The organism is Alishewanella longhuensis, from assembly GCF_014653435.1.
In the GTDB taxonomy this organism is placed as follows: Bacteria; Pseudomonadota; Gammaproteobacteria; order Enterobacterales; family Alteromonadaceae; genus Alishewanella; species Alishewanella longhuensis.
Genome location: NZ_BNAO01000008.1, coordinates 134,597 through 155,277, shown reverse-complemented (window position 1 = coordinate 155,277; position 20,681 = coordinate 134,597). Strand labels below are relative to the sequence as shown.

General features: G+C 46.7%; 15 protein-coding genes. 8 read left to right on the top strand and 7 right to left on the bottom strand.

Annotated features, from left to right (window positions below):
• Nucleotides 1-60 precede the first annotated feature (60 nt).
• Nucleotides 61-921 carry a protease HtpX gene (htpX, locus tag IE163_RS14625; RefSeq protein WP_189433729.1) on the top strand — a complete coding sequence of 287 codons (861 nt, stop codon included), beginning with the start codon at nt 61-63 and terminating at the stop codon, nt 919-921.
• A gap of 116 nt (nt 922-1,037) precedes the next feature.
• Here the strand turns inward: htpX and IE163_RS14620 are convergent, their stop codons facing one another.
• Nucleotides 1,038-1,376, bottom strand: coding sequence for a zinc ribbon domain-containing protein YjdM (locus IE163_RS14620; protein ID WP_189433728.1), 339 nt, complete (start codon nt 1,374-1,376; stop codon nt 1,038-1,040).
• A gap of 239 nt (nt 1,377-1,615) precedes the next feature.
• Here IE163_RS14620 and IE163_RS14615 point away from each other — a divergent pair, with 239 nt between their 5' ends.
• From IE163_RS14615 to IE163_RS14605, 3 genes are all read left to right on the top strand, one after another.
• Nucleotides 1,616-2,746: a pyridoxal-phosphate-dependent aminotransferase family protein gene (locus IE163_RS14615; protein WP_189433727.1), complete on the top strand. Its 1,131-nt coding sequence runs from the start codon at nt 1,616-1,618 to the stop codon at nt 2,744-2,746.
• Between the two features lie 192 nt (nt 2,747-2,938).
• Nucleotides 2,939-6,208 (top strand): S41 family peptidase, encoded by a 3,270-nt coding sequence (locus IE163_RS14610; protein ID WP_189433726.1) that lies wholly within the window; start codon nt 2,939-2,941, stop codon nt 6,206-6,208.
• A 79-nt stretch (nt 6,209-6,287) separates the two neighbouring features.
• Complete coding sequence (locus IE163_RS14605) at nt 6,288-6,533, top strand: TIGR02647 family protein (RefSeq protein WP_189433725.1); 246 nt, start codon at nt 6,288-6,290, stop codon at nt 6,531-6,533.
• A gap of 2 nt (nt 6,534-6,535) precedes the next feature.
• On the opposite strand, the gene IE163_RS14600 is transcribed toward IE163_RS14605, so the two are convergent.
• From IE163_RS14600 to IE163_RS14585, 4 genes are read right to left on the bottom strand one after another with little or no spacing between them, the layout of a single operon-like run.
• Nucleotides 6,536-8,467, bottom strand: coding sequence for a transglutaminase TgpA family protein (locus tag IE163_RS14600; protein WP_189433724.1), 1,932 nt, complete (start codon nt 8,465-8,467; stop codon nt 6,536-6,538).
• Nucleotides 8,461-9,411 (bottom strand): DUF58 domain-containing protein, encoded by a 951-nt coding sequence (locus tag IE163_RS14595; protein WP_189433723.1) that lies wholly within the window; start codon nt 9,409-9,411, stop codon nt 8,461-8,463. The genes IE163_RS14600 and IE163_RS14595 overlap by 7 nt, the downstream gene beginning before the upstream one ends.
• Complete coding sequence (locus IE163_RS14590; RefSeq protein WP_189433722.1) at nt 9,408-10,316, bottom strand: AAA family ATPase; 909 nt, start codon at nt 10,314-10,316, stop codon at nt 9,408-9,410. Before IE163_RS14590 ends, IE163_RS14595 begins: the two co-directional genes overlap by 4 nt.
• Before the next feature lie 56 nt (nt 10,317-10,372).
• On the bottom strand, nt 10,373-11,008 hold the full coding sequence (locus tag IE163_RS14585; RefSeq protein WP_189433721.1) for a response regulator transcription factor: 636 nt from the start codon (nt 11,006-11,008) through the stop codon (nt 10,373-10,375).
• Between the two features lie 293 nt (nt 11,009-11,301).
• Here IE163_RS14585 and IE163_RS14580 point away from each other — a divergent pair, with 293 nt between their 5' ends.
• Nucleotides 11,302-12,651, top strand: coding sequence for a class II 3-deoxy-7-phosphoheptulonate synthase (locus tag IE163_RS14580; RefSeq protein ID WP_189433720.1), 1,350 nt, complete (start codon nt 11,302-11,304; stop codon nt 12,649-12,651).
• 132 nt (nt 12,652-12,783) lie between these two features.
• On the opposite strand, the gene ppsR is transcribed toward IE163_RS14580, so the two are convergent.
• Entirely contained in the window at nt 12,784-13,593 is an 810-nt protein-coding gene (gene ppsR, locus IE163_RS14575) for a posphoenolpyruvate synthetase regulatory kinase/phosphorylase PpsR (protein WP_189433719.1), read from the bottom strand.
• A gap of 133 nt (nt 13,594-13,726) precedes the next feature.
• Between ppsR and ppsA the strand changes: the two genes are divergently transcribed.
• Together ppsA and IE163_RS14565 are read left to right on the top strand one after the other, a co-directional pair.
• Nucleotides 13,727-16,105 carry a phosphoenolpyruvate synthase gene (ppsA, locus tag IE163_RS14570; protein ID WP_189433718.1) on the top strand — a complete coding sequence of 793 codons (2,379 nt, stop codon included), beginning with the start codon at nt 13,727-13,729 and terminating at the stop codon, nt 16,103-16,105.
• Nucleotides 16,106-16,403: 298 nt separating this feature from the next.
• Nucleotides 16,404-17,909 carry an alanine/glycine:cation symporter family protein gene (locus IE163_RS14565; protein ID WP_189433717.1) on the top strand — a complete coding sequence of 502 codons (1,506 nt, stop codon included), beginning with the start codon at nt 16,404-16,406 and terminating at the stop codon, nt 17,907-17,909.
• A gap of 91 nt (nt 17,910-18,000) precedes the next feature.
• On the opposite strand, the gene IE163_RS14560 is transcribed toward IE163_RS14565, so the two are convergent.
• Entirely contained in the window at nt 18,001-19,848 is a 1,848-nt protein-coding gene (locus IE163_RS14560) for an ABC transporter ATP-binding protein (RefSeq protein WP_189433716.1), read from the bottom strand.
• 141 nt (nt 19,849-19,989) lie between these two features.
• Here IE163_RS14560 and ribA point away from each other — a divergent pair, with 141 nt between their 5' ends.
• Nucleotides 19,990-20,571, top strand: a complete 582-nt coding sequence (ribA, locus tag IE163_RS14555) for a GTP cyclohydrolase II (RefSeq protein ID WP_189433715.1) — start codon at nt 19,990-19,992, stop codon at nt 20,569-20,571.
• The last annotated feature ends 110 nt before the right edge of the window (nt 20,572-20,681 follow it).

The following is a 20,681-nucleotide window of genomic DNA, read 5'->3' as shown; positions in this document are numbered from 1 at the left end:
ATTGATTTTGCAGTCTGAGCCCATATAGTAAGAGTAATTCTTTTTTAAGGGGTAAGCAGTATGAAACGCGTGTTGTTATTTTTAGCAACTAACCTGGCGGTAATAGTGGTACTAAGTATAGTATTGAATATCGTCTTTACTATGTTCGGTATTAGCACCAACAGCATTGGTGGTTTGTTGGTGTTTGCAGCCATTTTTGGTTTTGGCGGTTCTTTTATTTCGTTATTAATGTCCAAGTGGATGGCCAAACGTTCTACGGGCGCGGTCGTCATCACCCAGCCGCGTAATGCCACTGAGCACTGGTTAGTTAATACCGTTGCGAAGCAGGCGAAGGCAGCGGGTATTGGCATGCCGGAAGTCGCTATTTACGACTCACCTGAAATGAATGCGTTTGCCACGGGAGCCAATCGTAACAATGCGTTAGTGGCAGTCTCTACCGGTTTAATGCGGAATATGAGCGAAGATGAGGTCGAAGCCGTATTGGCGCACGAGGTATCGCACATTGCTAATGGTGATATGGTTACGTTAACCTTGATCCAAGGTGTGGTTAATACCTTTGTGATTTTCCTGGCGCGACTGATTGCCGGTGCCATTCGCAATAACAATCAGCAACTAGGTCAGTTTGCTTACTTTGGTATCGTTATTGCGTTGGAAATCGTGTTTGGTATTTTGGCGAGCATTATTGTGATGTGGTTCTCACGTCAGCGTGAATACCGCGCCGATGCCGGGGCAGCACGTTTGGCTGGCGCGGGCAAAATGGTTAAAGCATTAGAGCGCTTAAAGTATAACCATGAAAGTCGCTTAGAAGGCAGTATGATGGCCTTTGGCATCTCAGGTAAAAAAGCCAAATCTGAGCTGTTTTTAAGCCATCCACCGCTGGAAAAACGTATTGCGGCGCTGCAAAACCGTCGTGAGTTTTAAGCTTTACTCCTAAGAACTAAGGCCCTAATAGGGCCTTAGTTCTTTTAGCGCTAGTACCACTTGTCCTGTGCTGCGTTTTCAACCAATATGGCCGGAATACCATATTAGGGTATTACCTATACTTTGCGCACAAACTCTGACTTTAAACTCATGGCGCCAAAACCATCAATCTTACAATCGATATCATGATCGCCCTCCACCAGACGGATATTTTTCACCTTAGTACCAATTTTTACCACTGAAGATGAGCCTTTCACTTTTAAGTCTTTAATTACGGTAACGGTATCACCATCTTGTAATTCATTGCCAGCGCTATCGCGAATCACCTTAGTTTGCTCTGTGCTTTCAGTTGCATTGGCAGACCATTCATGACCACAGGCCGGGCAAAGTAGTAAGTTAGCATCCTGGTAGGTGTAATCGGCCTGACAAGCCGGGCAGGCGGGTAAAGTAGACATGAGAGATTCCATTTTGGCGGCAGTGTTAGCAACACGCCCTCAATTAAACGCGCTAGTATAGCGCGCGTGTGCTAACAGCACTAGCTTTTAGGGGGGCTGAGTGAACCAAGCAGCAGTTATTCGTCTGTTGAATGCCCGCTATTTAGCGAACGGGCCTTTATCGAACTGGGAAAATTGTTATGCTGTGACCATTCGTACGCGTGTTTAATCGCGATTTTGCTGTTTTTAAAGGAGCCTTTATGATCCCAGCACCAATGATTGCTGCATTTAATCCACCGCGGCGGACCTTACTTGGCCCAGGACCGTCAGATGTGTATCCACAAGTGTTAGCGGCCCAAAGTAAACCTACGGTAGGGCATTTGGATCCGCTATTTGTCGCAATGATGGATGAATTAAAACAGTTGCTGCAATATGCTTTTCAAACCAAAAACGAGATGACCTTAGCTATTTCGGCGCCGGGCTCTGCCGGGATGGAAGCCTGCTTTGTTAATTTAGTTGAACCTGGCGAAAAGGTTATCGTGTGTCGTAATGGCGTCTTTGGCGAGCGGATGCGGCAAAATGTTGAGCGCTGTGGCGGTATCGCTGTAACTGTTGATAATGCCTGGGGAGAGCCGGTTGATCCTGAGGCGGTAGCACAAGCCTTAACACAACATCCAGATGCACGTTTTTTAGCCTTTGTGCATGCAGAGACCTCTACTGGCGCGCTCAGCGATGCCAAAACCCTATGTGCCCTTGCCAAGCAGCATAACTGTTTAAGTATTGTCGATGCCGTAACCTCCTTAGGCGGCGTCGAGCTAAGGGTGGATGACTGGGGCATTGATGCTATTTATTCTGGCAGTCAAAAATGTTTATCCTGTGTGCCGGGCTTATCACCGGTGTCTTTCTCGCCAGCCGCAGTGGCTAAAATCACCCAGCGTAAAACACCGGTACAAAGCTGGTTTTTAGATCAAAGCTTGGTGATGTCCTACTGGAGTGGAGGTGCTAAACGTGCTTATCATCACACGGCACCGGTAAATGCCCTTTATGCACTGCACGAAGCATTACGTATAGTGGCGGCCGAGGGCTTAGAGCAAGCTTGGGCAAGGCATCAGGCTATGCATCAGGAACTGCGTGCCGGTCTGGAGCAGTTGGATATTCAATTTGTGGTAGCAGAGCCTTATCGTTTACCCCAGTTAAATGCTATTTACATTCCTGCTGGCGTGGACGATGCCATGACTCGTAGCAGCCTGTTACAGCAGTTTAATTTAGAAATTGGAGCGGGGTTAGGGGCGTTAGCGGGCAAAGCCTGGCGTATTGGTTTAATGGGCTATGGCGCCAGACGCGAAAATATTGCCCTTTGTTTGCAAGCGTTGCAGCAATTACAGCGTTAACGCCTGTCACCAACAGTATAACTTAGCTGAACAACAGCCCATGCTTAGTCGCATGGGCTGTTTGCATTTTATTGATCGCTGTCTGCTATTTTTCTATCTTAGTTTACCCGCGGTTTAACTTAGTGGCTCTGGTCGTAAGCTAACGGTTCTGCTAGGTTGTGCTAAAAACTAAAAGTAGAAAAGGGGTTTTCGATGCGTCCAGCCGTAAAAGTGTTATCTTTGCTTATTGCCGGTATCTTCAGCAGCACTGTCGCCGCCAGCCAAGGGTATTATCGTTTTCCAAGCCTGCAACAGCAGCAGGTGGTTTTTACGGCAGAAGGCGATCTGTGGCTTGCCGGATTAAATCAACCACAGGCGCAGCGTTTAACCACCCATCCTGCTTTGGAAAGTCAGCCACTCCTTTCAAACGATGCTAAAACCCTCTATTTTGTTGCAAACTACGAGGGCGCTGAAGAAATTTACCAGATGCCGCTAAGCGGCGGTCAGGCACAGCGCCTAACCTTTGAAAATAGCCGGGTACGCCTGCAGCAAAGTTTAGGTGATGGTCGTATTCTGTATGCGACTGATAATGTTAGCGGTCCTGCTAATTACTGGGTGTTGCGGTTATTAGATCCTAAAACGGGGCAAGCAAGCACGTTGCCACTTGCCGATGCCGCCAGTGGTCAGCTGGATGAACAAAGTAATACCGTATTTTTTACCCGCTTTGGCTTACAGCTGACCGGTGATAACGCTAAGGTGTATCGCGGAGGCGCTATGGGTGAGCTATGGCGCTGGGCGATGGGTAGTCAGCAAGAAGCAGTGCGGTTACTGGCAGATCACCAGGGCTCTATTAGCCAACCTCAGCTCTACCAGGGGCGGGTGTACTTTATTAGCGATGTCGATGGCAATAGCAATATTTGGTCGGTAACTGCGGATGGCGCTGATTTAACCCAGCATAGCCAGCATCAGGATTGGCGTATCGGCCGCTTTAGTATCAGCGAGGGCAAAGCGGTCTATCAGTTAGGCGCTGATCTGTATCAATTGGATTTAGCCAGCAAGCAAAGCCAGCCAATAGCCATTTCCCTAACCTCTGATTTTGTGCAGCAGCGTGAACGCTGGTTAGATAAACCGTTGGCGTTTTTAACGCATACCTATGCCAATGCAGCCCAAAAGCAGGTGGTATTAACAGCCCGCAGTCAAATTGCCATTGCCAGCACCGGTAGCCGCCGCTTAGTCACTGTGCAAACGCCTGAGGGTAGCCGCTCTCGTGCCGCCATTCTTAGTTATGATGGTAACTGGGTGTATGCCATTAATGATGCCAGTGGCGAAAATGAGATCTGGCGTTTTGCTGCCGATGGCAGCGCTAAGGCCGAGCAATTAACCAAAGATGGCAAGGTATTTCGTTGGGGCTTACATCTATCACCCGATGGCCGTTATTTAGCGCATGATGATAAAAATGGCGATCTCTGGTTGTTAGATTTACAAAACGGCCAAAACAACAAAATTTATCAGCAGGGCTGGGGCCACAGTGCCTATAACGACGTTGTGTGGTCAGCCGACAGCCAATTACTAGCCTTTACCCTAAATCATCAACAACGGCCGCGCAGCCAGGTGGTGCTGTACAGTCTGTCAGATAAACGCAATGAAGTGCTTACCTCAGATAAGTATGAATCTTATTCACCGGCTTTTAGCCCTGATGGTTTGTGGTTGTACTTTTTGTCAAATCGTCAGTTTACCGCGACGCCAGGTAACCCCTGGGGCGATCGTAACCTAGGCCCAATGTTTGACAAACGTAGTCAGATATTTGCCCTAAGTTTAAAACAACAAGCCTGTTTTGGTTTTGCACCTGAGCAGGAAATTACCCTGTGCGATAATAAAGCGGCAGAAGACAGTACCAAAGGTCGCAACGCGCAGCGGCTAGATTGGCAGCAGTTAAGTAGCCGTTTATGGCAAGTACCGGTTGAGGCCGGTAATTACAGCCAGTTAACCGTTAATAATGAACGGTTGTTTTTACTCAGTCGTCAAACTGGCAGCAGAGCGGCAGAGCTGCAGCAAATCAAAATTGCCAGCAGTGGTGTCAAGGCCACGACTATTACTAATGATGTGGCGGAATATCAATTATCCCATAATGGTAAAACCTTGTTTATTCGAAAAGCAGGTCGGGATAATAATGGTGAGATGTTATTGGTACCGGCAGCAGAGCGCTTACCCGCAGAGTTAGCCGATTCCAGAGTGAATACCCGGCAGTGGCAATTAGCCATTAATCCGCAGCATGAATGGCAACAAATGTTTCGTGATGCCTGGCTAATGCACCGCGACTTTTTATTCGACAAAGGTATGCGGGGTTTAGATTGGGAAGCCACCCGTAAAAAATATCAGCCTTTGCTGGCACGAGTTACCGATCGTTATGAACTGGACGACATTTTTGCGCAAATGATGGGAGAGCTCAATGCCTTACACTCGCAAGTTCGGGGTGGCGAGTATCGACAAGATCCGCATGCCGCGGCTGCCGCGAGTTTAGGTGCGAGTTTAGTTGCCACAGCCGAAGGCATTAAAATTACCCATATTTACCAAACTGATCCAGAGTTACCGGCGCAGGCTGCGCCGCTAGCTAAACCCGGCGTACCGCTGCAAGTTGGCGATGTGATTACCGCGATTAACGGCCGCTCTGTGCCTGATTTGGTGACCTTAACTCAAGTGCTTCGTAATCAGGCGGGTAAGCAAGTGTTGGTTAATGCTAACCGCGGTAAACAGCATATCCAGGCCGTTGTTGAACCCATACCTGCAATGCAAGAGGCGATGCTACGCTATCAAGACTGGGTACAAACCAACTTACAAAAAGTCACCCAAGCCAGTGATGGTCAGTTCGGCTACTTACATTTGTATGCTATGGGGACTGGTGATATTGCTAGTTTTGCTCGTGAGTTTTATGCACAGTTTCAAAAAGAGGGCTTAATTATCGATGTTAGACGCAACAGAGGCGGCAATATCGACAGTTGGATCATTGAAAAATTACTACGCCGTGCCTGGTCGTTCTGGCAACCGACACATGGCGCGCCTTATACCAATATGCAGCAAGCCTTTCGTGGTCACTTAGTGGTATTGGCGGATCCGCTTACTTATTCAGATGGTGAAACCTTCTCTGCGGGTGTTCGTGCATTAGGCTTAGGACCAGTAATCGGGCAACGCACTGCAGGGGCAGGAGTATGGTTATCTGGGCGTAATCAACTCGCTGACAGCGGTATGGCCAGGGTAGCCGAAACGCCACAATTTGCGATAGATGGTCGTTATATTATTGAAGGTTATGGCGTAGAGCCGGATATTGAAGTGATTAATACTCCTTATGCAACCTTTAACGGTGAGGATGCTCAGTTAACCAAGGCAATAGCGCACTTAAAGCAGCAACTGGTCCAGCAACCTGTAGCACCTTTGAAAGCGGAACCGTTGACGCCAGCTATCGCCGTTGACATTAAAGCGCAATAGTATGAAAGCGACAAAAGTTTGCTTGCTTTTCTTTTATTAAAAGCTAAGGTGTTAACAAACAACAATAAAGGAATTAACTATGCAGTTTTCTACCGAATTAATTGATGAAATGCGGGTGCTGGCGTTGTTTAATCTTGATAGTGTGAATTCAGGGATCAAAGCGCATAGTGCGGCCGAGCCGCTTGTGCTAGCAGCAATAAGTCGGCTTTATGCGAAGGGCTTAATTAATCAACCCGATGGAGGTTATCTTACCGATTTAGGTATTCACTGTGCCGAGCAGTTACAAACGGCTCTACGGATTTTGGGTACCTCAGACGCGAGCTAAGGTCAGAGACGTAACTTTTTTAACAGCCGCCGCTGCTGCTTTATTTTTTGCTGCAGCAACTTGGCGGCATGTTCGTCGTTAGCGAAAACACTACGCTCGTATAGGTTGCGTAATTCATTAAAAAGTGCGGCATAGTTGGGGTGATGAATAGCGTAACCTTGCAACCAATTGGATACGGTTACGCCTACCTCAGGTTCACTTGCTAATGCGTGGCATAATTGTTGCCGTAAACGGTTAGGCGTGTACTGGTGTTTGAACCAGAAAAACCAAAGTAGCCAACCAACTGTGAATACTGCAATGATCAGCAAGCTAATCAGTAGGGTCGACCAATGTTGCCAGGCAGATAACTGTTGCCATAGCCGTTTTTGATCACTTTGATTAAACCCCAGTACCCATACCGACCAAAAGTAATCAAGATGCGACCACTGCATAGCCAGTTTTCCTAGCCAATTATCCTGCCAGCCATTTAATAATGCGCGTTCGCTTACTGAAAGCGTTTGCTCTAATCCCGCTAAGATTCGCTCTGGTGCTATTGCTGCGGTTGGATCAAAACGCTGCCATTCATTATCGAGTAAGTATTCCACCCAGGCGTGGGCATCGCGCTGTCGTACTAATAAATATTGTTGATTTTGTTGCCAATCTCCGCCTTGGTAGCCTCCGATGACGCGCGCAGGAATACCGGCTGCGCGCAGTATTACCGCGGTGGCTGACGCATAGTGACTACAGAAACCTACCTGGCTTTCAAATAAAAACTGATCGATAGCATTGTTACCTAAACGCGGCGGCGTAAGACTGTAGTAAAAACTCTGTTGTTGGAAATGCGCAGCCAAGGCTTGTACTATAGCGGTGCTATTGCCTTGATATTGCTTAGCGAGCTCTTGGCCAAAGCGACGGGTTTTCGGGTTGGCACTGTTTTGGCGTAAATTAAGTTGTTGCTCTGCAGCTGACTCCAGAGGTATAGCCTGCAGTACGCTCGTTAGCTGATAGCTGATACGTTGCGCCACAGTATTGGGGTAAGCAACTAATCCTGCTGGTCTGGTTCTGACTGGATCTGACCAGCTTAGGGTTAAGCCTAAGCTGAATAAATCACGCTGATAGTGCGGTTCTACTAAGAGTTGATATTGCAGCACCTCAGCTGCCGATATCGCTGTTGCCGCAGGCCGGTTCTGTGCTGAAAATCGCGTATTAATCTGCCAGCTACGGCCATCAAAATCTTCATAAACTTTGGCACGCCAATACCAATCTTCTCTGGCTGGCCGCGCAGTTTGAAAGCTAACCCTAAAAGCTAACGCATCGCTTTGCACTAAACGTTCGATACTGCCAGGATCCAGGCTATCACTTAGGCCGGTACTGGCAATATTTTGATTGGGCATCTGCCACAGCGGAGGTAAACGGGGAAACAATAAAAACAACCCGAGCCATAATGGCAGAGTTATTATCAGCAGTAGCGCAAGACGCCTTGGTTGTAGGCGAGCCTCGTTGGCAGCAAAGAGACGGTGTTGCAGATATAGATTTAGCCCAAGTAAGGAGGCAATTAAAAAAGCCAAGGCAATTTGTTGGTAAAAAATAAAGCTACAGGCGATGGCAAAATAGTGTACCCAAATGAGTTGTGCTGCGTCTTTTCGTTGATTTAGCGTGAAGTTACGGCCAATAGCCGCCAGCAGCAGAATATGCAGCATAAGGTTGAGCATACCTAACTGCTTAAGTTGTAACATAAGCAGCAACAGCATGGGTGCCAGCAACCAATTAACCTGACGCGGTGTAAAAGCACCTTGGTTACGGCCACTGCGCCAAGCTTGCCAACACAAAAGTAGAATAAAAAGGAGTGTATTCCAAACAGGTAATGCCGGTTGGTATAAGCCAATAAGGGTTGCCTGCAGCAAAAGTGCATACCAGATAAAATGCTTAGGTAATGGCAGCTGATTTGCTAGCATAAGGCTAACTCTTGTAAACAACGGGTCAAATGCATTTGTCCGGTAGCAGGATTAAGCTTAGTAAGCGGTGTTTGCAAACCGTAGACTGCCCCTTGCTGCTCTAAGGTAATTAATGTCTGACAGGCCTGACTTAACGCTTGCTCTAAGGCGACACCTTGCAAAGTCGGTATAACAATCCACTCTGGTAAATTTGTGATTGGTTGACTGAGTTGACGCACAACGGGTTGATTAGGCGCTGCGGGGAGTTTTTTCCACAAAATGCGTTTTGGGCTATCACCCTGTTGATAGGGTTTTAGCTCGTCTGGATCCAACGGTGAGGCTGAACTGTGCGCGTGCTCAGCTGCCTGATCAACACTACCCAATGCGGTTTGCGTCGTCTCAGGCTTGGGGTACACCCAAATTTGCGCGTTAAGCGCTGGATAGCTCCAAGCGCGAAATAACCCCAGGGGATAATGACTACTGAGCAATAAGCGGGGCAATGGATAACAGCCGCGGTTAAGCCGTGGCAGCAGTAGATCAAATTGAGCTTCGCCTTGTAAAAGGGGTACCAATTGCGTTAGCCGCTGGCCTTTGAGGCCAATTTGTAGCATTTGAGACTCTGTTTTTTTTAAATGAAGTACTAAGGTGGCCGGCGTTTCGGCATAGGTTGCACTATCTTGGGAAACGGTTATTTGCAGCTGATGCAAATTATAAAAAGCGCTTAACATGGCATAGAGCATGGTGCTCAGAAAAACAAAGCTCGTTAATAAAATAAGATTGTTTTGATAGTTAGTACCCAGTAGATAAAGCAGTAACATTAAAAAAATAAACCAACAACCAAAGCGGCTGGGTAAAATATAAATGACACCCTGGCCCAAGCGCACGTTATTGCTGGCGGGCTGGCGACTGTCTAACCAGCGCTCGAAACGCTGCTGCAGTACCCGGCGAAAAGTATTGCTAGTCATAATTGGCAAGCGGTGCTTTTCAGTAATTTGTTACTTAACACATGCTCGCCAGCCGTGCTTTGCGGATTAAGTCTATGCTCAGCAACATAAGGAAAAATGCGTTGCACATCGTCGGCTGTTACAAAATCACGGCCATTAATAAATGCCATGGCTTTAGCCGCGCGGACTATGGCTTTCGCTGCTCGTGGAGAAAGCGGTAATTGTTCTTTGCTGTTGCGGCTGGCATGCACCAGAGCAAGAATATATTCCAACACGTTATCTTGTATTTGTAGCTTGGGAACTTGTTGCTGCAGTGCACGCAGTTGTTCCGGTGCCAAAGGCTCTGTTAGCAAGTGTAAGCGTGAGCCTAAACGTTCATCTTGTAACAATTGTAGCTCTGCTGCTTTATCAGGAAAGCCCAGAGAAATACGAAACAGAAACCGATCTAGCTGTGATTCAGGTAGGGCGGAGGTTCCCGCATGGAACAGCGGGTTTTGAGTAGCGATCACAAAAAAAGGGCTTGGCAGCACCCGGGTATCACCGTCTATCGAGACCTGACGCTCTTCCATGGCTTCTAAAAGTGCGCTTTGAGTTTTTGGGCTAGCACGATTAATTTCATCGGCTAATAATACCTGGCTAAAGATGGGACCAGGCTGGAAATAAAATTGCGATGAGCGGGTATCGTAAATGTTCATGCCCAACAAATCACCGGGTAATAGATCGTTGGTAAATTGCACCCTTTTATAACTTAAACCTGCTGCATTAGCCAGGGCGTGGGCTAGAGTGGTTTTGCCCATGCCAGGCAAATCTTCCAGCAACAAATGACCTTCAGCTAACAAACAACACAAGGCCAGTCGAATTTGCTCTGCTTTACCTAAAATAACGCGGTTTAAGTTTTGTTCTACTCGGTGCAGTTCTGCTAACAAGTTACCTCCTGCTACTTATTGTGATGCGTTAACCACAATACGCAGTGGTTGGGCTCTTAGTTTTGTGGTTCTTGTAACCAGCGTACCAGCTCAGTCCTATTTCTACTGTGTGTCTTTTTAAAAATCGCTGAAACATGCACTTTCACTGTATTGGCACTGATCTGCAATTGTTCTGCAATTTCTTTATTACGAGCGCCTTCCGCAATTAACATGCTAATTCGCTGCTCCTGGTCCGTTAATAAAGATGGAATTTTAATACGGCGATTAGATTGTTCACGTAATTGAAACAAGGCATCAAGCGTATCTGACATGACTTTTCGGCCATAATACAGCTGGCCGGCCATCATTGTTTGTAATGCCCGTTTGACCATATCGGGTTGTTCGTCGTGATAAATAACGCCGCGCAGGCCAGCAAAGATAGCTCTGCTAGGTTCAATTAATTGTCGTTCTGCCTGAAATACGAATAATGGCACCTGTCTGCTAATACTCAATAACTTAGCAGAAAAGCCTTTTTTAACGGAGGTCTCATTACTGAACTGATAGCCAGCTAAAATTCCTTTATATTGGCGCATTTGGCCAAAACTGGCTAGTGAACATTGTTCTACATCTATACCTACAGACTGAGCATGACGAGCTGTGCTTAGTTGTGTGGTCTCATCGGTAAGTAAGATCAGACGGGCAAACCTTTCCATAATTAACACCTTTATCGCAAGTAAAATAACTATATAACGGCAAGCTGTATTTTGAAAAGTAAAGTCTGTTGCAGAATACACTATTTGTTGCTTTCCACGTCATTTGCCGCTTATTTATTAAGCAATTCATCAGTTGCTAAATAAATGAGCTTAGCCGTTAAGATTTTTGCAGTTAGTTACTAATTTAGACAGCCTTGCTGCCAAAGGGCGAAAAAGTACTATTTGAGGATTGAATTTACGTCCAGAAGTCTATAAGTTTAGCGGGTGTGTAATCAACCTATAGGAATGACATCGTGACCACCTGGACGCCACAAAGTTGGCGCAATCTGCCGATCCAGCAGCAACCACAGTATCAGGATCAGCAATTATTAGCGCAAGTAGAACAGCAACTGCATAAATACCCGCCTTTAGTTTTTGCGCAAGAAACGCGGGATTTATTTAGTCAGCTCGGCCAGGTGGCCGAGGGTAATGGTTTCTTGCTGCAAGGTGGCGATTGTGCGGAAAGCTTTAATGACTTTAATGCACCAAAGATTCGCGATACCTTTAAAGTCTTGATGCAAATGGCGGTGGTATTAACTTATGCGGGTGGACTACCGGTAGTAAAAGTTGCCCGCATGGCCGGCCAATACGCCAAGCCGCGTTCCAGTGATTTAGAAACCATTGATGGTATTTCTTTACCCAGTTATCGGGGCGACATCGTCAATAGTTTTGAGTTTACTGAGCAAGCAAGGCAACCTGATCCTAATCGTTTGGTTACTGCTTATCATCACTCAGCGGCGACGATGAATTTATTACGGGCCTTTGCCCAAGGTGGTCTGGCCGATCTTCATCAGGTCAGCGCCTGGAATATGGGCTTTGTGGAATCGAATCCGCTGAAGGAGCGCTATCAGAGCGTTGCCACCCGTATTCAGGAAGCGCTGCGTTTTATGGAAATTTGTGGTATCACTGCACAAAACTCGCCATCTATCCGCGAAACACAGTTATATACCTCGCATGAAGCTTTATTGTTGAATTATGAGGAAGCCTTAACCCGTCGTGATACCTTAACCGGCAAATGGTACGACTGCTCGGCGCATATGGTATGGATTGGCGAGCGCACCCGGCAACTGGACCATGCCCATTTGGAGTTTTTCCGCGGCATTCATAACCCGGTTGGGGTAAAAATTGGCCCCGGCATGCAAGAGGATGAGTTGATCCGTTTAATCGATGCGTTAAACCCGCAAAATACCGCCGGCCGTTTAACCCTGATCACGCGAATGGGAGCTGATAAGCTGGCTGATAAATTGCCTGCGCTGGTGCGCCGTGTGAAGCAAGAGGGCCGTAAAGTGGTGTGGAGTTCCGATCCGATGCACGGCAACACGGTAAAAGCCAGCAACGATTATAAAACCCGCGACTTTGAAGCCATTCTGCGGGAAATTCGCAATTTCTTTGCAGTACACAAAGCGGAAGGCACTCATGCTGGTGGTATTCATTTAGAGATGACCGGCGAGCATGTGACGGAGTGTACCGGTGGTGCTTATGGTTTAAGTGAAAGCGATTTATCATCACGTTACTTTACCCAGTGCGATCCTCGCCTAAATGCTGATCAGGTACTGGAGTTGGCATTTTTAATTGCGGATACCTTAAGTTCCGCACGTAAATAGTTATTGTGAAACGCGATTCGCGAAGGGGCCTAGCGCCCCTTTTTTTATGTAGTTGCTGAAATTTTGCTAAGCTGTACTTTTTAGCACCATGATACAATTCCTCTTGGCAACTCAAACAACAGATGCAAACTGCTAATACTTTTGTCGTTTTAAGCCTGTACGGGAAATAATTTTGGCGGAAATCTCTTCAATTGAAAGTTGAGTAGAATTGATATACGGGATTTGCTCACGTTGATATAGCAATTCAACCTCTTTTAATTCCAGTGCGCATTGCTTCACTGAAGCATAGCGGCTATTGGGTCGTCGCTGCTCCCTGATTTGACTTAAGCGCTCTGCGGTAATGGTTAAGCCGAACAACTTAGCTTGATGTTTTTTAAGTTCTGGTGGCAATTTTAGTTCGCTCATATCTTCTTCAACAAAGGGATAATTAGCAGCTTTAATACCATATTGCAGCGCCAAATAGAGGCTGGTAGGCGTTTTACCTGAGCGACTGACGCCTACCAGAATAATATCTGCCTGATTGAAGTTTTTCATATTGGCACCATCATCATTGGCCAGCGCATAGTTAACGGCGTCTATCCGAAAATCGTAGGTTTTTTCGTGCATGCTATGGGTGCGATGGGTTTTCGGTACCGGTGCCATGCCCAGCTCTTTTTGTAATGGCTCCACAAAGGCATTTAAGAAGTCATAACAGATGCCATCACTTTGGCTAATTAATAACCTTAAGGCTTCATCAACGAAGGTGTGAAACACCAGAGGCCGTAATCCTGTAGTTTTATAACAATCATTAATTCGTTGTATTACCTGAGTAGCCGCTTCAATATTTTCAATAAAGGGCAGGGTAATATGCTCAAATTGTGCTGGAAACATCGTTAAAAGGGCATGGCCAAACACTTCGGCGGTAATGGCTGTGCCGTCTGAAACATAAAAAGCTGTGCGCACAAAAACTCCCAATTTCGTAATAAATCTACATAAAAATTAAGGTTTTAAAACCCTATAGGCTAAGTGTAGAATCAAGCATAGTGTAGTCAATACTGTAAGCTTACATGCTCGGCAACAAAAATTGGAGATTAAGGTGCAAGAATTCATCATTTGGTATCAGGACCTCGGTATGCATGATGTCGAACGGGTCGGTGGTAAAAATGCGTCACTCGGCGAGATGATTAGCAATCTGGCATCGGTTGGGGTACAGGTCCCTGGCGGTTTTGCCACAACAGCCTATGCTTTTAACCAATTTTTAGAGCAAAGCGGCGTTAATGAGCGCATTTATCAGCTGCTGGATGGATTGGATGTCGATGATGTTTCTACGCTGGCTGCAGCTGGCAAGCAAATTAGACAGTGGGTTATAGATACACCTTTCCAGCCCGAGCTGGAGCAGGCGATTTTGCATGCCTATCAACAGTTACATTCTGATGATAAGGCCGATGTATCCTTTGCAGTGCGCTCCTCAGCTACCGCTGAGGATATGCCGGATGCTTCTTTTGCTGGACAGCAAGAAACCTTTCTAAATGTACGTGGTTATGATGCGGTGATTGTGGCAATTAAGCATGTGTTCGCCTCTTTATTTAACGACCGAGCTATTTCTTACCGGGTACACCAGGGCTATGATCATCGCGGTGTGGCACTCTCTGCAGGGGTGCAGCGAATGGTACGCTCTGATCTAGCCACTTCTGGCGTGATGTTTAGTATTGATACGGAGTCGGGTTTTGATCAGGTCGTCTTTATCACTTCATCTTACGGTTTAGGGGAAATGGTGGTGCAGGGCGCAGTTAACCCTGATGAGTTTTATGTGCACAAGCCCACTCTGACAGCCGGTCGGCCTGCGGTGGTGAAACGAAACATCGGTAGCAAAGCGGTACAGATGGTGTACTCGTCTGAGCAAGAGCATGGTAAGCAAGTGAAGATTGAAGAAGTTCCAGCGCAAAAACGTCGTGCTTTTTCATTGACCGATGCGGAAGTCGAACAACTCGCGCAGCAAGCGATATTGATAGAGCAGCATTATGGCCGCCCTATGGATATAGAATGGGCTAAAGATGGTAACGATGGCAAGTTGTATATCGTACAGGCACGGCCAGAAACGGTAAAAAGCCGTGAAGACAACGCTTCCATAGAGCGTTATCAGCTCGCGAAACGCAGTACCGTATTGGTTGAAGGTCGGGCTATTGGCCAGCGTATAGGTGCGGGCACCGCCAAAGTTTTGGCCGATATTTCGCAAATGGATCAAATTAAAGCGGGTGATGTACTGGTTACCGACATGACGGATCCCGACTGGGAGCCGATTATGAAGCGAGCCTCTGCCATAGTGACTAACCGTGGAGGTCGTACTTGTCATGCGGCTATTATTGCGCGCGAGTTGGGTATTCCTGCGGTGGTCGGTTGTGGCGATGCCACCGCTAAAATTAAGGATGGTGAACCGGTTACGGTATCTTGCGCCGAAGGTGATACCGGCTTTGTGTATCAGGGCGAATTGGATTTCTCGATTGTGACCAGTCAGGTAGATAAGATGCCGGCGCTTGACATTAAAGTGATGATGAACGTGGGCAACCCAGAGCGGGCTTTTGCTTTCTCGCGTCTGCCACATGCCGGTGTGGGGTTAGCACGATTGGAGTTTATTATTAACCGTATGATTGGCGTACATCCGAAAGCCTTAATTAATTACGCGTCGCAAAGCAGTGAGATTAAAGCCAGTATTGACGAGCTAAGCGCTGGTTATGCTGATCCGGTTGAGTTCTATATTGCTAAACTGACTGAGGGTATTGCGACCCTGGCGTGTGCCTTTGCGCCAGAAAAAGTCATAGTGCGGATGTCAGATTTTAAATCGAATGAGTACGCTAACCTCGTTGGTGGGCGTCAGTATGAGCCGCATGAAGAAAACCCGATGATTGGCTTCCGTGGTGCATCCCGTTATTTATCAGAAGATTTCCGTGATTGTTTTGCGCTGGAAGTAGAAGCGTTAAAACGAGTGCGCAATAGCATGGGCTTTAGCAATATCGAAGTAATGATCCCCTTTGTCAGAACCTTAGAAGAAGCTGCGGGAGTTATCGATTTGCTCGCGGCACATGGCTTAAAACGCGGTGACAATGGTTTACGGGTGATTATGATGTGTGAGCTCCCTTCTAATGCCTTATTAGCGGAGGAGTTCTTGCAGTATTTTGATGGTTTCTCGATTGGCTCGAATGATTTAACCCAGTTAACACTTGGTTTAGATCGCGATAGTGGCTTAATTGCGCATTTATTTGATGAGCGTAATCCGGCCATTAAAAAGCTGCTGGAAATGGCCATTCAAACCTGTAAAGCCCAAGGCAAATATATCGGTATCTGTGGCCAAGGGCCTTCGGACCATGAAGATTTTGCTGCCTGGTTAATGGCACAGGGGATTGAGAGCGTGTCACTTAACCCTGATACGGTAGTCGATACCTGGCTGTATTTAGCTAAACAGTTTGCTAAGCACTAAGTATAGTGTATTACGCCCTTTAATATTCGCTAAATCATCATGTCAAAGCCCTAGGTGTCTGTAGAGACTTAGGGCTTTTTTATCTTACTGCGCGGAAGATAGCCATTTTGTCAGTAATTAGCATAAATACGGATTTTCTGGCGCTGATGCGCGCCAACGGCATAGCTAAATGTGACAGCTTATGGCAAATTATTAGCGGGAACATAACAGAGAAATCCAAATATCGTCGGAACCACGCGTTAACACAGCGCCTTTTCGACAATTAAGGATCTAAAAACATAACATCCAGGGGATATCCATGCAGGAGTTGGTCAATACCATTAATAGTTATGTCTGGAGCGAGGCACTGATTTATTTGTGCTTAGGCGCCGGCTTATTTTATTCAATTTTAACGCGCTTTGCGCAAGTACGGCATTTTAAAGAAATGTGTAAGCTGCTGTTAAATAATAGCAGCTCAGATAAAGGGATCTCATCCTTTCAGGCATTGGCAGTGTCTTTATCGGGTCGGGTTGGGGTAGGTAATATTGCCGGTGTGGCTGCGGCGATCGGTTTTGGTGGCCCTGGTGCTGTATTTTGGATGTGGGTAGTCGCCTTTTTAGGGGCTAGCACCGCTTTTGCTGAATCTACGTTAGGTCAGGTATATAAAGTAGAAGAGAATGGCCAGTATCGTGGTGGCCCGGCGTACTATTTTGAACGCTGCCTGGGCTGGCGCTGGTTAGGCATTTTATTTGCCGTGTCGGCCATTATTGGCTGCGGTATTTTCTTACCGGGTGTGCAGGCTAATGCGGTAGGTAATGCGGTAACTCAGGTATTTGGCGACGGGAATATGGTTAGCACCAGTTTTGGCGAAGTCGGTACCAATAAGCTTGCTGCACTGGCACTGATTCTGATTGTGCTGGCCTTTATTATTTTCGGCGGTATTAGACGGATTGCTAATTTTACCCAGGTGGTAGTGCCTTTTATGGCGTTGGGCTATATCGTGATGGCGCTGATAATTGTGTTTTTGAACCTGGATAAAGTGCCTGGCATTTTTGGTCTGATTTTATCTGATGCCTTTACCGCACAAGCTGGCTTTGGTGCTGCCATTGGCTGGGGGGTAAAGCGGGGTATCTATTCTAATGAAGCAGGTCAGGGCACAGGGCCCCATGCCGCCGCGGCCGCTGAGGTTGATCACCCGGCACAACAAGGTTTGGTGCAGGCTTTTTCTGTCTATGTCGATACTTTATTTGTCTGTACCGCCACTGCACTGATGATCTTAATCACGCAACAATACAATGTGGTAGGCACCTTACCTGAAGGCCAGTTTATTGTGCAAAATGTTGCAGCTGATACGGTTATTGGCTCTGCCGCCTTTACTCAGATGGCGCTTAATAGTGTCTTTGGTAACTTTGGTCAGGTGTTTGTCGGTATTGCGCTGTTTTTCTTCGCTTTTACCACTATTCTGGCGTACTACTATATTACCGAGACCAATGTGGCTTACTTAAACCGCATTTTTAACAACAAACTGCCGTTAATCGCCTTTAAAATTATCCTGATGTCGATGGTAGCCTACGGCACAGTAAATGCGGCTGGTTATGTGTGGGATATCGGTGATATTGGTGTAGGTTTAATGGCTTGGATCAACGTCTTGGGGATCCTAGTTATTTTCTTTGTGCATAAACCTGCCATCTTATGTTTAAAAGATTACGAAGAGCAAAAGAAAGCCGGTGGCCCTATTACCTTTGATCCGGTAAAACTGGGGATTAAAAATGCGACCTTTTGGGAAAAGCGCTTAGCTAAAGCGCAAGAGCAAGACAAGCAGTAATAGATGTTAGATTAAAAAGCCCCGAATAATTCGGGGCTTTTTTGTTGATGTTATGTCTCTCTGATCAGCCTGTAACGGACTTTCCTAACCTTTACTCCACGCCGATAAAGCCACCAGTTTGATGAGCCCATAATTGGGCGTAGATGCCGCCTGCGGCTACCAGCTCAGCGTGGGTGCCTTGTTCTACGATACGGCCCTGATCTAATACAATTAATCTGTCCATCTGCGCAATAGTGGACAAGCGATGAGCAATGGCAATCACCGTTTTGTTTTGCATTAAGGTATTAAGGCTGGCCTGAATCGCGGCTTCTACTTCAGAATCCAGGGCAGAAGTTGCTTCGTCTAGAATTAATACCGGAGCATTCTTTAGCAACACTCGGGCGATAGCAATACGCTGGCGCTGACCACCAGAGAGTTTTACACCACGCTCGCCGACTTGTGCATCCAGACCTTTATTGCCTTTTAAGTCGGTTAAATCCTGGATAAACAGGCTTGCTTCAGCCTGATCTGCAGCTGTGAGCAGTTCCTGCTCGCTGGCATCGGGTTTACCATAGCTGATGTTATCGCGCACCGAGCGGTGTAATAACGAGGTATCTTGCGTTACCATAGCGATATGTTTACGCAAACTTTCTTGTGAAACGGTGCTGATGTCCTGACCGTCGATTAAGATTTTGCCAGACTCCACATCATAAAACCGCAGTAATAGATTAACCAGGGTCGATTTACCTGCACCAGAGCGGCCAACTAAGCCAATTTTCTCACCTGGTTTAATCTCTAGGCTAAGCGCAGAGAGCACTGCTGGCTTGTCGCCTGTTACCGTCTCTTTACCATAGTTAAAACTTACGGCATCAAAACGAATTGCACCGGTGCTGACTTTAAGTTCAGTAGCATTGGCTTTGTCTTGTACCTGAGCAGGTTGTGACAGCGTTGCGACACCATCAGCAACAGTACCAATATTTTCAAACAGGCTACTCACTTCCCACATGATCCACTGTGCCATACCGTTTAAACGTAGCGCCAAGCTTACTGCTATGGCAATAGCCCCCACGGTGATGGCACTGCCAGCCCAAAGATAAAGCGACAAGGCGGCAACACTAAACACCAGCAAGTAGTTGAGGGTTTGTACCGACACACTTAAGCCAGTGGCTAAGCGCATTTGCTGATACACTGGTTTTAAAAATACCTCCATACTGTCACGAGCATAGGCTTCTTCACGTTGGGTATAAGAGAACAGTTTAATGGTGTTGATATTGGTATAGCTGTCGACAATACGGCCGGTCATTTCTGAGCGAGCATCAGCCTGCGCGGTAGCGACCCTTTTTAAGCGAGGCACAAAGTACAGCTGTAACACGATATAGAATACCAGCCAAACCAACATGGGGATGATCAATCGTAGATCAGCGTCGGCGACAAAATATAACATCGCCGAGAAATAAACGAGTACGTACACCAGCACATCCAGCAGCTTCATTACCGTTTCGCGCACCGCTAACGAGGTTTGCATGACTTTGGTGGCAATACGCCCGGCGAAATCGTTTTGGTAAAAGCTGACGCTTTGGCGCAGCAAATAGCGATGCGCTTGCCAGCGGATGGCCATCGGATAATTGCCGAGCAAGGTTTGGTGTACCAAGGCAGAATGAAACAAGGTCAATAGTGGTAATAACACGATAGTCACCAATCCCATCCAGATAAGCGTTGCCCGCTCTTCAGTAAAAAAACTGTCTGGGTTTTTCGTAACCAACCAATCGACTAGCTGCCCCATAAAACTGAATAATGATACCTCCAAAATGGCCAGTAGCGCCGAGCTAATGGACATCACCACAAGTGGCCACTCCATACCTTTAGTATAATGGCGGCAGAATGCCAATAAGCCTGTTGGTGGCTGGGTAGGTTCGTGTTCTGGAAAAGGGCGGGTTAAACGTTCAAAAAATCCAAACATGTAAAATATCCATAAAAAACGCACGGCAAAGTGGTGCGGTATCAACTATTGTAACGTAGATACGGGCTGAAGTGCTCTTGAGTTTTCTGCTCAAAGCCCCAACTTAGCGTTTTTGCTGCAGTATTTTTATCGAGACCATTAATGAGCATTAAACTTATTACTTCAACGCTGTTACCCACGCCTTTTGCAGAGTTTCGCTTGCATGGCTTTGAAGCGGCTAATGGCAAAGAACATGTTGCCTTAACTTTGGGCGATATCACAACAGATGAACCGGTGTTAGCGCGGGTGCATTCGGAATGTTTAACCGGAGACGCTTTATTTAGTCTGCGTTGTGATTGCGGGCCGCAGTTAGAAGCCGCCATGAAGCGAATTGCCGAAACAGGCAGGGGCGTTATTTTATATCTGCGTCAGGAAGGTCGGGGCATAGGCCTAATTAACAAAATTCGCGCTTACGCTGAACAAGATAAGGGCTTAGATACTGTTGAAGCAAATGAGATCCTAGGGTTCTTACCTGATCAACGTGAATACGGTATAGCGGCCGAAATGTTCGCACAGCTTGGTGTGCAACAAATTCGTTTGTTAACTAATAATCCGCGTAAGTTAAAAGCCTTACAGGATGCCGGTGTGAATGTGCTGGAGCGCGTGCAGCATAGGGTGAAAACCACCGCACATAGCCATCGCTATCTTGCCACTAAAGCGGCAAAAATGGGGCATATGGAGTAAAGGTTTTCTCAGTTATTGAGTACGCTGATTAGGTTTACTTATTATCGGTATTGTGACAGGCAGTAAAGCTGGCTTTTTTCCTCGTTACGGCTTAATGCCTGCAAGGGGTT